The sequence below is a fragment of the Actinomadura sp. DC4 genome (assembly GCF_030406325.1).
Classification (GTDB): Bacteria; Actinomycetota; Actinomycetes; order Streptosporangiales; family Streptosporangiaceae; genus Actinoallomurus.
The window spans coordinates 216,500-230,677 of the sequence record NZ_JAUEQY010000017.1; the positions used below are offsets into that span (position 1 = coordinate 216,500).

15 protein-coding genes are annotated in these 14,178 nt (G+C 71.8%); 9 read left to right on the forward strand and 6 right to left on the reverse strand.

Annotation, left to right across the window (positions count from 1 at the left end; translation table 11 throughout):
• Window positions 1–42: 42 nt before the first annotated feature.
• From QWU11_RS27315 to QWU11_RS27330, 4 genes are all read right to left on the reverse strand, one after another.
• Window positions 43–798 carry an ATP-binding cassette domain-containing protein gene (locus QWU11_RS27315; RefSeq protein WP_290117285.1) on the reverse strand — a complete coding sequence of 252 codons (756 nt, stop codon included), beginning with the start codon at window positions 796–798 and terminating at the stop codon, window positions 43–45.
• Entirely contained in the window at window positions 795–1,826 is a 1,032-nt protein-coding gene (locus tag QWU11_RS27320) for an ABC transporter permease (RefSeq protein ID WP_290117286.1), read from the reverse strand. Before QWU11_RS27320 ends, QWU11_RS27315 begins: the two co-directional genes overlap by 4 nt.
• Window positions 1,826–2,965: a sugar ABC transporter substrate-binding protein gene (locus tag QWU11_RS27325; protein ID WP_290117287.1), complete on the reverse strand. Its 1,140-nt coding sequence runs from the start codon at window positions 2,963–2,965 to the stop codon at window positions 1,826–1,828. Before QWU11_RS27325 ends, QWU11_RS27320 begins: the two co-directional genes overlap by 1 nt.
• 167 nt (window positions 2,966–3,132) lie before the next feature.
• A complete protein-coding gene (locus tag QWU11_RS27330) occupies window positions 3,133–4,074 on the reverse strand; it encodes a U32 family peptidase (RefSeq protein ID WP_290117288.1) in 942 nt (313 codons plus the stop codon).
• Between the two features lie 197 nt (window positions 4,075–4,271).
• Here QWU11_RS27330 and QWU11_RS27335 point away from each other — a divergent pair, with 197 nt between their 5' ends.
• The 4 genes from QWU11_RS27335 to QWU11_RS27350 all read left to right on the forward strand — a co-directional run bounded on the left by QWU11_RS27335 (window position 4,272) and on the right by QWU11_RS27350 (window position 7,547).
• Window positions 4,272–5,045: an IclR family transcriptional regulator gene (locus QWU11_RS27335; protein ID WP_290117289.1), complete on the forward strand. Its 774-nt coding sequence runs from the start codon at window positions 4,272–4,274 to the stop codon at window positions 5,043–5,045.
• A gap of 220 nt (window positions 5,046–5,265) precedes the next feature.
• Window positions 5,266–5,787, forward strand: a complete 522-nt coding sequence (locus QWU11_RS27340; protein WP_290117290.1) for an FCD domain-containing protein — start codon at window positions 5,266–5,268, stop codon at window positions 5,785–5,787.
• A 21-nt stretch (window positions 5,788–5,808) separates the two neighbouring features.
• Window positions 5,809–6,549, forward strand: coding sequence for a mandelate racemase/muconate lactonizing enzyme family protein (locus QWU11_RS27345; protein WP_290117291.1), 741 nt, complete (start codon window positions 5,809–5,811; stop codon window positions 6,547–6,549).
• Window positions 6,546–7,547: an alcohol dehydrogenase catalytic domain-containing protein gene (locus tag QWU11_RS27350; protein WP_290117292.1), complete on the forward strand. Its 1,002-nt coding sequence runs from the start codon at window positions 6,546–6,548 to the stop codon at window positions 7,545–7,547. Before QWU11_RS27345 ends, QWU11_RS27350 begins: the two co-directional genes overlap by 4 nt.
• Here the strand turns inward: QWU11_RS27350 and QWU11_RS27355 are convergent.
• A complete protein-coding gene (locus QWU11_RS27355) occupies window positions 7,509–8,111 on the reverse strand; it encodes a hypothetical protein (RefSeq protein WP_290117293.1) in 603 nt (200 codons plus the stop codon). The two genes, QWU11_RS27350 and QWU11_RS27355, sit on opposite strands and share 39 nt — an antisense overlap.
• Before the next feature lie 469 nt (window positions 8,112–8,580).
• On the reverse strand, window positions 8,581–8,814 hold the full coding sequence (locus QWU11_RS27360; protein ID WP_290117294.1) for a TrfB-related DNA-binding protein: 234 nt from the start codon (window positions 8,812–8,814) through the stop codon (window positions 8,581–8,583).
• A gap of 114 nt (window positions 8,815–8,928) precedes the next feature.
• On the opposite strand from QWU11_RS27360, the gene QWU11_RS27365 reads away from it, so the two are divergent.
• The 5 genes from QWU11_RS27365 to QWU11_RS27385 all read left to right on the forward strand — a co-directional run bounded on the left by QWU11_RS27365 (window position 8,929) and on the right by QWU11_RS27385 (window position 13,995).
• Window positions 8,929–9,456: an SRPBCC family protein gene (locus QWU11_RS27365; RefSeq protein ID WP_290117295.1), complete on the forward strand. Its 528-nt coding sequence runs from the start codon at window positions 8,929–8,931 to the stop codon at window positions 9,454–9,456.
• Between the two features lie 10 nt (window positions 9,457–9,466).
• Window positions 9,467–10,633, forward strand: coding sequence for a cytochrome P450 (locus QWU11_RS27370; protein WP_290117296.1), 1,167 nt, complete (start codon window positions 9,467–9,469; stop codon window positions 10,631–10,633).
• Window positions 10,634–10,782: 149 nt separating this feature from the next.
• Window positions 10,783–11,313 carry a DUF1707 and FHA domain-containing protein gene (locus QWU11_RS27375; protein ID WP_290117297.1) on the forward strand — a complete coding sequence of 177 codons (531 nt, stop codon included), beginning with the start codon at window positions 10,783–10,785 and terminating at the stop codon, window positions 11,311–11,313.
• A 119-nt stretch (window positions 11,314–11,432) separates the two neighbouring features.
• Window positions 11,433–12,626 (forward strand): ROK family transcriptional regulator, encoded by a 1,194-nt coding sequence (locus QWU11_RS27380; protein ID WP_290117298.1) that lies wholly within the window; start codon window positions 11,433–11,435, stop codon window positions 12,624–12,626.
• A gap of 46 nt (window positions 12,627–12,672) precedes the next feature.
• The gene (locus tag QWU11_RS27385) at window positions 12,673–13,995 is read left to right on the forward strand and encodes an ABC transporter substrate-binding protein (protein ID WP_290117299.1); all 1,323 of its coding nucleotides are present in this window, start codon (window positions 12,673–12,675) and stop codon (window positions 13,993–13,995) included.
• Window positions 13,996–14,178 lie beyond the last annotated feature (183 nt).

Genomic DNA, 14,178 nt, shown 5'->3' on the forward strand with positions numbered 1-14,178 from the left:
ACCCGCGATCACTCTCCTCCGAGCCGGGGACGGGGACGCGCGTCACGGCTGCCCACGCGTACGGGCGGCGCGGTATTCGGCCACGACCAGGTCGGTCAGCTCCCGCAGCGAGGTCTCCCCCGCGGCCTTGTCGAAGGTGATCCGGCCGTGCTGGAGCAGGTTGACGCGGTCACAGACCTCCAGGACCTGCGCGTAGTTGTGCGCGATGATGATCACCGAGACCTCGCCGCGTTCCTTCAGGCCGCGTACGAGGTCCAGGATCAGCGCGCCCTCCTTGGCGCCCATGGCGGCGAGGGGCTCGTCCAGCAGCAGGATCCTGGCCGAGGAGTAGACCGAGCGCGCCACCGCGATCGCCTGCCGCTGCCCGCCGGACAGCTTGGCCACCTCCACGTCCACCGACGGGATGTTGACGCCCATGTCGTCCAGATGGGCCTTGGCGAGCCGCCGCATGGCGCGGTTGTTCAGCAGGGGCCAGCGCACGTGCTCGCGGCCCAGGAACATGTTGTGGTAGACGCTCAGCTCGTTGATCAGCGCGAGGTCCTGGTAGACGGTGTCGATGCCGAGGCCGCGCGCGTGCTCGACCGACTTGAAGGAGACCTCCTCGCCGCCCAGGAGAATCCGCCCGGAGTCCGGCTGGTGAAAGCCGCACAGGATCTTCATCAGCGTCGACTTGCCCGCGCCGTTGTCGCCGATGAGCCCGAGGACCTCGCCCTGCTCGAGGCGCAGGTCGATGTCCTCCAGCGCCGTGACGGCGCCGAAGCTCTTGGTCAGGTGCTCGGCCCGCAGCACTTCGCTCATGAGCGTCCCGCCCTTCGCAGCCGCGCGAGATGGACGTTGAGGATCATCGAGATGAGGATCGCCGCGCCCAGGATGATGTTGAACGGGTTGGCGCTGATGCCGATCAGGTTGAAGCCGTTCTGCAGCTCGGCGAGCACGAGCGCGCCGAGGAGCGCGCCGATCACGGTGCCCGAGCCGCCGGCCAGGGCGGTACCGCCGATGACGGCGGCCGACACGGCGGTGAACATCGCGCCGGTGCCGCCGGAGCTGGGGTCGATCGTGCTGGTGCGGAACGCCTCCAGGATGCCGGCGAACGCCGCGAGGCCGCCGGTCACCATGAAGTTGCCGACCTTGATCCGGGCGACCTTGATGCCGGCCTCGCTCGCGCCGAGCAGGTTGCCGCCGACCGCGACCGTGTGCAGCCCCCACCGGGTGCGGATCAGCACCAGGTGGAAGACCGCGACGATCGCCACGCACCAGATGAGCTCGGACCAGTCCGCGTGCCCGAACCAGCCCGCCAGGCCCTGCGCGGCGGGCGGGATCTCCGCCGGGTAGGCGTGCGAGGTCGTCAGCGTGATGCCCTGCACCAGGAACAGCGTGCCGAGCGTCGTGACGAACGAGGGCACCCGCAACAGCACCGTAACCAGCCCGTTGACCGCGCCGAGCGCGGCGCCGGCCAGCACCGCCACGACGATCGCCAGGATCGGGTACATGCCGTAGTAGTCGACGAAGTAGTGCATGAGGAACGGCGCGAGGGTGAAGACCATGCCCGCGGACAGGTCGATCTCGCCGCTCACCAGCAGCAGCACCTCCCCGACCGCCACGATCGCGTACGGCGCGGTGCCCTGGGAGATGTTGACCAGGTTGTCGTGGCTGAGGAACGCGGACCGCGAGGTCTGGAAGTAGATCAGCAGCGCGATCGCCACGACGAGGATCGTCGCCTCGCGGCGGCGCAGGAACGCGTCCGCCGCCCGGCCGAGGGCCCGGGGGCGGCGTGGTCCGGGCGCCGGCGCCTCCGGGGCCTCGGCCTCGTTGACGGCGCCGCTCATCACTTGTGGGCGATCGGGCCGGAGTGGTTCAGAAGCTGCTGTTTGGTGCTCGACCCCTCGAAGCGGGTCTTGGTCGCCAGGTAGGGCTGGACGTTGTCCTTGGTGACGAACAGCAGGCCCGTGTTGGTCTCCGAGGGCGCCGCGAGCCCGCCGGAGAGCTTGTAGAGGTACAGGTAGAGCACGGGCAGGAAGCCCTGGAGGTAGGGCTGCTGGTCGATGGTGAAGTCCAGGCTGCCCGCCTGGATCGCGGTGAGGGTGGCGGGGTTGAGGTCGAAGCCGCCCGCGGCCACGCCCTTCTGCTTCAGCCCGTACTTGGCCACGACCTTGCCGACGTTCTCGGTGGAGCCGGCGTCGACGGCGAACATGCCCTTGACGTTCTTGTGGCCCTGGGCGTACGCGTCGATCGTGGACAGTTCCTTGGGCAGCTCGGCGCCGCTGGCGACCGCGGTGAAATTGATCGGCTTGCCGGACGCCTTGATCGCGTCCTTGGCGCCGTCGATGCGCGGCTGGATGTTGAGGGACCCGGGTGTGGCGATGAACCCGACCGCGTCTCCGCCCTGCATGAGCGAGGAGATGCGCTGGCCGAGCTGGTAGCCGGAGGTGTACAGGTCCTGGCCGATGTAGGCGAGCCGGTTGGTGCCCGGGTCGCCCTTGGCGCCGTCGGCGTTGTAGGACACGACCGGGATGCCGGCGTCCAGGGCCTTGTCGACCGGCGCGCGGAACGCCGTCTTGTCCACGACCGCGACCGCGATGCCGTCGGCCTTCGCCGAGATCGCGGAGTTCAGCGAGTTGATCATCTGCGGGACGACGGAGTCCTGGGACCCGGTCCACTGGAAGTCACAACCCAGCAGCGCGCACGCGTCCCGGGCGCCGTACTGGGTCGGGGTGAAGAACGGGTTGGTCGTCACGTGGTTGACGAACACGAACTTCCACTTCGGCGTCGAGGGGAAGGCGCCCACACCGCCCTTGGCCGCCGAGCCGGCGTCCTTCTTGTTGTCCGAGGAGCACGCGGCCAGCAGTGCCGAGGCCGCCGCGGCGGCGCTCACCATGCCGGCGCCGCCGAGGAGCCGGCGTCGCGTCGCGCCCTCGATGCCGAGCGTGTCGATGGCCTCTTCGACCTTGGGGTGGACATTCGTCATCGCAGCCTCCGGAATCAACGGCGGAATCAATGGCGGGATCAGTCGGCCGCGTACGCACGGCCTTCCCCCCGCCGCCCCGATCCAGGCGGTCGTTCGATATTTCGAATGGCGTTCGACGTATCTGCCGCTTGACGCTAAATTGCGGCGATTGGCGTGTCAAGAAGGGTTTACGAAGACCCAGGCGGCAGCAGGTCCGAGGTGGCGCTCTCGGCCGCGTCCGCGTAGTAACGCCGCAGCATCGCCACCCCGATGGCCGCGCGCCGCACGCGCTCCTGCGCCGTCGCCACCGCCACGGCCTCCAGGTGCCGGCCGGAGGGGTAGATGCCCGGCGCGTTGCGGACCGTGAACTTCAGGTGGATGGGCGCGGCGACCCGTACGAGGCCGGGGACCTCGTAGTAGCGGACCGTCCCCCCGAAGTCGTCGGCGCCCTCGACGTAGACGTCCAAGGGGACGGCCACCGCGGCACGTACGGCGGCGATCTGGGCGAGGGTCAGGTCGATGGGCAGGTTGATCGTCGTTACGCCGAGGTCCTCCAGCAGCCGCGCGGTCGCCGGGTTGGCGGCCGGCAACGACACCGAGGACTTCAGGATGAGGTTCTCGGGCAGGTCACCGGTGCGTTTCATCCGGCCGAGCACCCAGAGCTGGCCGACGTCGGCGACCAGGACGCTGCGCAGGCCGAGTCCGACCGCCCGCACGACGTCCTCGATGCCGTACACGAGCTGGTCGGCGCCCCGCAGCGCGCCCGCGGCGACCGCGCCCGAGGAGGCGGTCACCTGGACGCCGACGTCCCACGAGGCGCGCGGCCCGACGAAGAGACAGACCTCGATGTCGTGCTCGGCGCCGAGGGCGACCATCTCGGTGATCTCGGCGTCGGTCTGCAGCATGATGCCGCTGCCCTGGCTGATCCGGTGGACGCGCACGCCCTGCTCGCGGGCGGCGGCGATGACGGCGCGGAAGGCGGCCGGCCCCTCGACCGAGGGGATCTCCACCCGGAACTGCCCGCCGTCGGGAAAGCGCCGGGCCGAGACCGGCAGGTCGCCCAGGTCTCGCTCCGGCAGGCCCAGAGAGGACAGGTAGCGCCGGGTCCTCCCCATCGGGTCGTCGGTCATTGACGCTCCTGTTCGAGATTTCGAATGCGATTCGGAAATCTGTCGACACTCGGACGGTAATCGCGGGTTCTGGCACCGTCAACGGTCAAGCCGGACACCGGGGACGTGCGCGGGCGTAACCGGTCATTGACACGGCGGGCGGCCGGTGCCTACGCTGCGCCCGGGATTTCGCACAGCGTTCGGCGGGGTGGTCATCGATGGGACGTGCGGTGCCGGCCGTCACACGTGCGCTCGACATCCTCGAGCTGTTCCTCGACCGCCCCAGCCTGTCCGCCCCGGAGATCACCGAGAGCCTCGGCCTGCCCCGTACGACCGTCCACGAGCTGGTCACGACCCTCGCCGACCGCTCCTACCTCATCCCCACGCCCGGCCAGCCGACGCGTTACCGGCTCGGCATGCGGCTGTTCCAGCTCGGCAGCGTCTTCGCCGACCAGCTCGACCTGGCCCACGAGTCCCGCGAGACCGCCCAGCGGGTCGCCGCCGCGTGCGACGAGACCGTGCACGTCGCCGTCCTCGACGGCGCCGACGTCGTCTACGTCGCCAAGGTCGACAGCACCCACCCGGTGCGCATGGTCTCGGCGGTCGGCCGCCGGCTGCCCGCCAACTGCACCGGCGTGGGCAAGATGCTGCTGTCCGGGCTCACCCCGGACGGCCTGGACGCCCGCTGCCCGCGCGACCGCGAGCTGCCCGGCATGACGCCGCACAGCATCACCTCCCCCGCCCGGCTGCGCGCGCACCTGGAGGAGATCCGCGCCGCCGGGCTCTCCTACGACGAGTGCGAGTCCAACGAGGCGGTCTTCTGCGTCGCCGCGCCCATCCACGACCACACCGGCGACATGGTCGCCGCGATGAGCGTCTCGGCCCCGAGCCTGCGCTGGAACGCCGCGCGCCGCGAGGAGTGGAGCGCGCTCATCCGCGACGGCGCCGCCGAGCTGTCCCAGCGCCTCGGCCACCGCCCACCAGCCACCTGACCGGTCACGCCGGTACACGGACACCCGGACGCGCATCGCGGACGGCCCGCGGTTCCCCCACCGGTGGTGCGGCACGAAGATGAGCGGCACCGGAACGGAGCTGGACCGGCTTACGGCGGGGCGTCGCACTCATCAGATGGGGTTCCGGGGTCTCTTCCGGTCCGGGTCGGGCCGGTGTGGCAGGAGGCCGGCGTAACGGCGGGGACTCATCGATGAGTGATTGCGGACCTCGCTGACCGTCCTGCATGCTGGGGCACGTGCAGAAGACCGAGGCCGTCGTGGCGCGCCTCGAGGAGCTCGTGTTCAGCGCGCTCTCGACCTGCTGGACGTACGGCGGGCGCTCAAGGTGCACATCGCCTCCCTGGCCGCGGCCGGCCACGGCCGCGCCGCAATCAGCGTGATGGAGACCGCGCTCACCACCATGCGCGACGCCGCCGAGCAGGGCCCGGACGCGATCCACGACGCCGACGTCCGCTTCCACGAAGGGCTCGCGGCCGCGTCGGGCAACCAGATGCTCAGCTTCCTCATCGAGGCCATGGAGGGCCCGCTGCACGCCGGCCGGATGCGCAGCCTGCGAGGGCACCTCGCCCGCGGCGGCACCGTCGAGGACGTCATCGACCAGCACGCCCGCATCCTCGAACGCGTCAAGGCCCGCGACCCCGCCGGCGCCGCGGCCGCCATGAGCGACCACCTCGAACAGACGGCGCGTGACCTGCACGCCGCGCTGATGCCCGAAATCTGATCTCCCCGGCAGGAGGCCCGTGTGCGCATCACCGGACTGTCCACCCACGTCGTCGGAACCCCGTGGCGCAACCTCACCTACGTCCAGGTGCACACCGACGAGGGCTTAAGCGGTGTCGGTGAGGCGTGGATGCTGAACCACACCGACGCGCTCATCGGCTACCAGGCGCTGAAGTTCGACCCGTTCGGCAGCGGCACGATGGAACTGGACCACACCGAGACGATGCGCTCGGTCAGCCTCGTCGAGGCCGTACGCGACGCCATCGGCGAGGAGACCGAGCTGCTCATCGAGATGCACGGCCGGTTCTCCCCCGCCACCGCCATCCGGCTCGCCGGCCTGCTCACGCCGTTCAAACCCAGCTGGATCGAGGAACCCTGCCCTCCGGAGAACCTCAAGGCCCTCGCCAAGGTCTCCGCCCACACCGACCTGCCCATCGCCACCGGCGAACGCATCCACGACCGCATCGAATTCCGCGAACTGTTCGAACTCCAGGCCGCCGACGTCATCCAGCCCGACATCTCCCACATCGGCGGCATCACCGAAACCCGCAAACTCGCCGCCACCGCCGAGACCCACTACGCCATGATCGCCCCCCACAACGTCGGCGGCCACTTCACCCTGCCGGACGCTCCCGGCCTCGGCATCGAACTCGACGTCGAGGCGCGCGCGGAGTTCCCCCGCCAGCGCGCCAACTTCGACCTGTTCGCCGACAACTGGCAGCTGCGCGACCCCGAGCGCACCGGACCGGGCGGCCCGGCGTGACCCGCTCGCTCCTCGTCCGCGCCCCCGGCGCGTACTCCCTCGTGACCGGTGACCCACCCGACCCCGGCGCGGGCGAGGTCGTGGTCGGCGTGGCGGCGGCGGGCATCTGCGGCAGCGACCGCGAGCTGGTCGAGGGCACGAGGCCCGCGGCGTTCGCCCGCTATCCGATCGTCCCGGGCCACGAGTGGTCCGGGGTCGTCACCGCGGCCGGGCCGGGAGTGGACCCGGACCTCGTGGGGCGGCCGGTGGCCGGCGAGGGGTTCGGCAACTGCCAGGTGTGCGACCGGTGCCGCGAGGGCGCGGCGAACCTGTGCTCGGCCGGCTACGACGAGACCGGGTTCACCCGCGCGGGGGCGTTCGCGGACTCCCTGGTGCTGCCCGCGCGGCTGCTGCACGTCCTGCCCGGCGACGCCGACCTGCGCGCCGCCGCGCTCCTCGAACCCGCTTCGGTGGCCGCCGCGGCCGTCCTGACCGCCCGCGTGGAGCCCGGCGAGCGGGTCGCGGTGGTCGGCGCGGGCACGCTCGGCGCGCTGTGCCTGCAACTGCTGCGGCTGCGCTCCCCCGTCGAGCTGGCCGCCGCCGACCCGCGAGCCGGCCGTACGGCCGTCGCCCTGGCCTGCGGCGCGACCCACGCCGGGGCCGGGCCGCTCGAATCCGGCGCCTACGACGTCGTGATCGAGACGGCCGGGGTGGCCGGCAGCGCCGCGGCGGCGATCGCGCTGGCGCGCCGGGGCGGCCGGGTCGTGCTGACGGGCATCCCCGGCGAGGACGACGCCGGGACGGGCGCCGCGGTGATCGTCGGCGGGCAGCTCACCGTCTCGGGCGTGTTCGGCGCGTCACCGTCGGCCTGGACTCACGCCGTACGGCTGTTCGCCGCCGGCCTGCTCGACCTGGGCTCCCTGGTCACCCACGAGCTCGGACTGGAGGAGTTCGGCCGGGCGATGGAGCTGCTGCGCGGCTCACGCGACGACGTCGGGAAGATCCTCCTGCGCCCCTGAGCCCCGGCCGTGGAACCCGGCGACGGCGCGGAAGGACTCCTTCGGCTCCCACGTCATGTCCGGGTAGGTCCTCCCGCGGCCGGACTCGTAGGTCTTGACCAGGCTCAGCGCCCCCATGTCGAGGTCGTGCCGCGGGTCCGGGGTGTGGGGGGACAGCTGCTCGGCGAAGGTGCAGACGAACGCGCCGTCGACTCCGGCGGCGTCGAGGATCTCCAGGTCCTCGACGATCCGCCGGGCCTGCAGCGGCTCGTCCCGTACGTGGTCGCCCTTCGTCAGCCGGGGGCGGATGAGACGGCCGGCGAGCGGGACCTGGTGGAGCGCCGCCGTCCTCCAGTCCGTGATCCCGGTGCCCAGGTCGCCGTCGCTGTCGGCCCCGCGGTAGGTGCGCATGCCGGACTCGGTGACGACGACGGGCTTGCCCTGGGCGAGGAGGCGCTGGAGCACGCCGAGGTGGTGCGGCGCGGACCGGGAGTCGCGGTAGTGGTCGACGCCGATGATGTCGAACCGGTCCCAGTCGACCCGCTCGAAGGGCAGCGAGGCGTACGTGACCGGGCCGCCGAACACGCGCCTGGTGTCCTGGCTCGCGCGCGTCAGGAACGCCTCCAGCGGCGCGTGGTGCCGGCCGGCCCGGATCTCGCCACGGAGGTTCGCGAGCCGGCGGCGGAACGTCCGGGCCCGCGACGATGCCGCGCATGAAGAGGGTGGACTCGGTGGCCACGCTGAACACCACCTGGTCCGGTGACCGGCGGCGCAGCCGCTCGGCCTCCCGCGCCGCCTCCGCGATGTGCGCCAGCGTGGTCTCGGGGCCCCTGTCCCACAGCTCGGGCGAGAACCAGACCTCCAGGCCGAGGTCCAGGGCGGCCTCGGCGGCGAACGTGAGGCGGCCGAGGTCCCGGCCGCAGATCTTGACCGCGGTGCAGTGCAGGTCGTCCTTGATGATCTGCAGCTCGCGGCGTACGGCCTCCGGGTCGAAGACGGGACGCCAGTTGACGCCCAGGCACCCGGCCCGCGTCGTAGAGCACGCCCTTGCGTCTCATCGCCGGTCCGCTCCGGCCGCGACCATCTTCTGGATCGCCTGGCGGGTCACTCCCAGCTCGCGGGCGAGGTCGGACTGGGAGAAGCCCTCGTCCAGCAGCTCCTCGATGATCCGCCGCCGCTCGCGGGCCAGCTCCCGCGCGATGCGCGCGTGCTCGATGGCCGAGGCGCGTACCTCCTTCAGCCTGCCGAGGAGTTCTTCGTGCTGAGGTGTTTCGACGTGTTTGCTCATCCGGCCATGATGACAACCCCCAGTTGTCAATGTCAACCTCCGGTTGTCACGCGGCCGGTCCATCCGGGGGCCGCGCGATCGTCGTAGGGGTAGAGGCGACCGAGGGAGGATGACGTGGACGATGTGGTGACGGGCGTGTTCGCCGAGGTCGAGGTGGTCACCGGCATGCCGGTCGACCGGGTCTGGTCGCTGGTCACCGACGTCGGGCGTACCGGCGAGTGGAGCCCCGAGTGCGTGTACGCGGCGTGGCTGCCCGGCCAGGGGGAGGTCCCGTACGCCGGGGCGAGGTTCGGGGCGCGCAACTCCTACGCCGATGGGTTCACCGCCACGGTCGCGTGCGTCGTGATCGAGGCCGTACGCCCGGAGGTGTTCGCGTGGGTCGTGCTGGACGACGCGCGGGACGCCGAACGGCCGGGGTCGGCCTGGCGGTACGCGCTCGAACCCGCCGGAGACGGCACCCGCGTCCGGCAGCGCTTCACCCACGGCCCGGGGCTGACCGGCCTGCGCGCCTTCGCCCGGGACCATCCCGGCCGCGCGGCCGAGGCGGTGGAGGGGCGGCTGGCCGAGCTGCGTGCCAACATGCGCGCCACCCTGCGCGCGATGCTGGACCCGCCGTCCGGTTCGTCGCCGTACAGGACGTAATGTCGCCTGCGTGACGTATCCGATCGGCGCGAGCGCCACCGTCGAGGAGCTGACGGAAGACCCGCATCCCCTGCTGGCCCGGCTGCGCGCCGCCGAGCCGGTCTCCTGGCTGCCCGCGCTGGGCGGCTGGCTGGTCACCCGGCACGACCTGGCCCGCGACGTGATGCGCGACGCGTCCGCCTACACCGTCGATGACCCGCGGTTCTCCACCGCGCAGCTCATCGGCCCGAGCATGCTCTCCCTCGACGGCCCGGCGCACACGCGGCACCGCGAGCCGTTCGCCCGTACGTTCCGGCCCGCCGAGACCCGCGCCCGCTTCACCGCGTTCGTCGCCGCGGAGGTCGACCGCCTGGTCACCGCGCTGGAACCGGCCGGGCGCGCGGAGCTGCGCGCCGACCTCGCCGGGCCGCTCGCGGTCGCGGTCGTCGCCGAGGCGCTCGGCCTGGGCGACACCGACGCCGCGACGATCCGGTCCTGGTACGAGGCGCTCGTCGCGGGCGTGTCGGCCATCACCGCCGGCGAGGAGGCCGTCGTGCCCGAGGCCTACGCGCTGCTGCGCGCGCGGGTCGAGGAGGCGATCAAGGAGGGCGGCCCGTCGTCGCTGCTCGCCGAGGTCGCCGGTCGGCCGGAGGGCCTGAGCGGCGCGGAGGTCGTCGCCGACACCGCCGTGCTGATGTTCGGCGGCATCGACACCACCGAGGGAATGATCACCAACGCCGCCGCGCACCTGCTCGGCCATCCCGACCAGTACGCCCGGGTCCGCGCCGACCCCGGGCTGCTCGGCGGGGCGATCGAGGAGTCGGTACGCCTGGAGCCGTCGGCGTCGGTGATCGACCGCTACGCGGTGCGCGACGTGACGCTGGGCGGCTCCCCCGTCCGCGCCGGCGACCTCGTACGGGTCTCGATCGCCGGCGCCAACCGCGACCCGGAGGTCTTCCCCGACCCGGACCGGTACGACATCGAGCGCCCCGGCGCCGACCGGCACCTTTCGTTCGCCCGGGGCCCGCACTTCTGCTTCGGCGCGCACCTGGCCCGCATGGAGACCACGACGGCGCTGGCCGCCCTGCTCCGGCTGCCGTCCCTGCGCCTGGACCACACCGACAGCGCGCGCGGCCTGGTGTTCCGCAAGCCCGCCGAGGTCCGGGTGAGCTGGGACGCCGGGGACACGTCCGGCTGAAGAGAAGACAGAGGTTTCCCCCGGGCCCGGCGCGCCGGGCCGGCGCCTTTACATTGTAGATCACGATCTTCGTCGCGGGACGTACCCGGCGACCTGGATCCCTTGTGGCGTACTGGACACGACAGGTTCCGGTCCTGATACTTCATGTCATGGAAGGGCTCCCGGTACGCGCCTCCGACGGGGACCGCGACCGTGTACTCCGCGAGCTACGCGACCGCGTGGCCGAGGGCCGGCTGTCGCACGACACGTTCGAGCGCCGCGTCGACTCCGCGCTGCGCGCCCGCAACAACGCGGAGCTCGTCGCCCTGGTCAGCGACCTGCCGCCGGCCAGCCGTCTCGTCCGCGGCCTCACCGGCGCGATCACCTCGCTGTCGTCGGTGACGGCGCGCATCGAGGCCGCCTGGCGGGCCCCGCGGCTGCCGCGCTTCACCCTTCCCCCGAACGACTGGCCGCGCCTGCTGATCGGCCGCGCGCCCGGCTGCCAGTTCGTCGTGTCCGACCTGAGCGTCTCGCGCATGCACGCCGAACTCCGCCGGGCCGGTGACAACTGGCTCCTGGCCGACCTCGGCTCGATGAACGGCACGCTCGTGAACGGCTACCGCATCGTCGCCCCCACCCGCGTGCGCCCCGGGGACGAGGTCGCCTTCGGGAAGACCCGCTTCATCCTCATCGGCGAGTGATCCGGGAACCGGTCTCGGCTTGGTAACACCAGGTACCGGGGCTCTTGACGGCAACCTCCCCTGGCCATAACTTCACCGGCAAGTTAGGAAACTTTCCTAACTCGTTTGCCGTACCGGAGATGCCGTTGTCCTCCTCCACGCCGGGTACCCCCAGTCTGCTGCGGGCGATCAACGACCGCGCCGCGCTCGAGGTCCTGCTGCGGCAGGGGCCGCTCACCCGGCCGGAGATCGGCGCGCTCACCGGGCTGTCCAAGCCGACCGCCTCGCAGCTGCTCAACCGGCTGCGCGACGCCGGGCTCGTCGTGCTCGACGGCATCCGCGAGGGCGGCCCCGGCCGTACGGCCGAGCTCTACCGCATCAACGCCGACGCCGGGCACGTCGCCGCCCTCGAGGTGCGCCGCGCGCAGATCCGCGCCTGCGTCGCCGACCTCACCGGCACGGTCACCGGGCGGTTCGAGCTGCCGACGCCCGGTCCCTCCGGCGGGGACGCCGTCGACCGCGCCCGTACGGCGGTCCAGGGCGCCATGGCCGAGGCCGGGCTGCAGCGGGTCAACCACGTCGTCATCGGCGTGCCCGGCGCGGTCGACCCGCGGACAGAGCGGCTCGGGTACGCCTCGCACCTGCCCGGATGGCACATCCCCGACCTGCTCAGCCGGCTGCGCGACGGGCTGGGCGTGCCGGTCGCGGTGGAGAACGACGTCAACCTCGTGGCCATGGCCGAGCTCGCGCACGGCGAGGTCAAGCGGTCGCGCAGCTTCGTCCTGCTGTGGGTCAGCGCCGGCATCGGCCTGGCGATCGTGCTCGACGGCGCGCTGGTACGCGGCGCGACCGGCGGCGCGGGCGAGGTCGGCTACATGCCGGTCGCCTCGGCACCCATCATCCGCGAGCCCGGCCGCGCCAACACCGGCGGCCTGCAGGCCGTGGCCGGCGCGCCCGCCGTGATCAGGCTGCTGCGCGAGCACGGGTTCCGCGGCGGCCGCGCGGACCAGATCCTGCGGCGCGCGCGTGAGGCGTACGAGAACGGCGACGAGCGCGCGGCGGCCGGGCTCGGCGAGCTGGCCACCCGGCTCGCGACCGGCCTCGCCGCGATCGTCAGCGTGCTCGACCCCGAACTCATCGTGCTCGCCGGCGAGGTCCCCCTCTCCGGCGGCGAGCCGCTGCGCGCGCTCGTCGAACGCGAACTGCACACGATGACCATCCCTCATCCGCCGCTGCGGCTCACCTCGGTCGACGGCAACCCCGTCCTGGCCGGCGGGCTGCACCTCGCACTCGGGGAAACACGCGAGGAGATCTTCTCCAGCACCGTCCGTTGAAACCCCCGGCCGTCCACACGCGGCCAGCTTCCCGAAGGAGACCGGAGTGTCCCCTCGCCCATGGCGGCTCATCACCGCTCTCGTCATCACCGCCGCCGCCACCGCTTGTACCGCGGGAAGCCAGACGCCGGCGAACAACGGTCCCAAGGCCGAGGCCGCCCAGACGATCGAGGTCTGGCACGGCTGGAGCGCCCCTCATGAGGTGCAGGCGTTCGCCGACGCCGTCGCCGGCTTCCACAAGCTGCACCCCAACATCACCGTCAAGCTCGTCAAGGGCCAGGACGACGACAAGATCCTCAACGCGATCCGCAGCGGCACCCCGCCGGACGTGGTGTCCTCCTTCTCCACCAACAACGTCGGCCAGTTCTGCTCCAGCGGCGCCCTGCAGAACCTGACGCCGTACCTGCAGAAGGACAAGGTCGACATGGCCATGTTCCCGAAGGCGGTGCAGGAGTACACGCAGTACAAGGGCGACCGGTGCACGCTCCCGCTGCTCGCCGACGACTACGCGCTCTACAGCAACAAGGCCCTCATGAAGGGCAACCAGCCGCCGAAGACGATCAGCGAGCTGACCGCGCTGGCCAAGAAGCTGACCGTCCGCGACTCCGACGGCACCATCAAGGTGGCCGGCTTCCTGCCCTCGGAGGCGTACTACGAGCACGTCCCCGAGCACATCGCCGGCCCCAGCTTCGGCGCCACGTGGCTGACCCCCCAGGGCCGCTCGAACTTCGCCACCGACCCCGGCTTCACCAAGTACCTGCAGTGGCAGAAGAGCCTGATGGACTGGTACGGCTACGACAACGTCAAGAAGTTCATCCACTCGATGGGGCAGGAGTTCGAGGCCTCCAACCCCTTCGAGAAGGGCAAGGTCGCGATGGCGATCGACGGTGAGTGGCGGACGAAGTTCATGGAGGACGAGGCGCCGAAGGTCCAGTACGACACCACGCCGACCCCGGTCAACGACGACCGGCAGAACGCCTACGGCGGCGGTTTCGTGACCGGCACCATCATCGGCATCCCGCGCGGCGCCAAGCACGCCCAGGCCGCCTGGGAGTTCACGAAGTACCTGACGACCAACACCGACGCCCTGGTGACCTTCGCCAACGGCCTCGGCAACGTCCCCAGCACGATCCCGGCGCTGTCCTCGCCGAACCTCAAGCTCCCAGGGCAGTTCCAGACCTTCCTGGACGTGTTCAAGAACCCGAACAGCACGACGGTCCCCTCCACGGTCAACGGCGGCGACTACGTCGTGAAGTTCCAGCAGTTCGTCCAGGAGCAGTGGGAGCCCGGCAAGGTGCCCGACCTGCAGAAGGGCCTGCAGGGGCTGGACAAGAAGGTCGACAGCGCGCTGCAGCTGGCCGGCGGCTGACCGATGGCCGCAGCACTACCCGTCAGGTCGGCGGCGGCGGGGCGTGGGCGTGGCCGCCCCGGCCGGGGGGGCCGCGGGTTGTTTTCGCCGGGGGTGATTCGGGGGGGGCGGGTGTGGGGGAGACCCCTCGCCGCGGGGGTCGGGCTGGAGGTGGGGCGCGGGCACCTGGTTGAGCTGACGCGC

Excerpts from the sequence above, each read along its gene's own strand:
- QWU11_RS27315 (WP_290117285.1), bottom strand. The coding sequence starts at position 798 with ATGAGCGAAGTGCTGCGGGCCGAGCACCTGACCAAGAGCTTCGGCGCC.
- QWU11_RS27320 (WP_290117286.1), bottom strand. The coding sequence starts at position 1,826 with ATGAGCGGCGCCGTCAACGAGGCCGAGGCCCCGGAGGCGCCGGCGCCC.
- QWU11_RS27325 (WP_290117287.1), bottom strand. The coding sequence starts at position 2,965 with ATGACGAATGTCCACCCCAAGGTCGAAGAGGCCATCGACACGCTCGGC.
- QWU11_RS27330 (WP_290117288.1), bottom strand. The coding sequence starts at position 4,074 with ATGACCGACGACCCGATGGGGAGGACCCGGCGCTACCTGTCCTCTCTG.
- QWU11_RS27335 (WP_290117289.1), top strand. The coding sequence starts at position 4,272 with ATGGGACGTGCGGTGCCGGCCGTCACACGTGCGCTCGACATCCTCGAG.
- QWU11_RS27360 (WP_290117294.1), bottom strand. The coding sequence starts at position 8,814 with ATGAGCAAACACGTCGAAACACCTCAGCACGAAGAACTCCTCGGCAGG.
- QWU11_RS27375 (WP_290117297.1), top strand. The coding sequence starts at position 10,783 with ATGGAAGGGCTCCCGGTACGCGCCTCCGACGGGGACCGCGACCGTGTA.
- QWU11_RS27380 (WP_290117298.1), top strand. The coding sequence starts at position 11,433 with ATGCCGTTGTCCTCCTCCACGCCGGGTACCCCCAGTCTGCTGCGGGCG.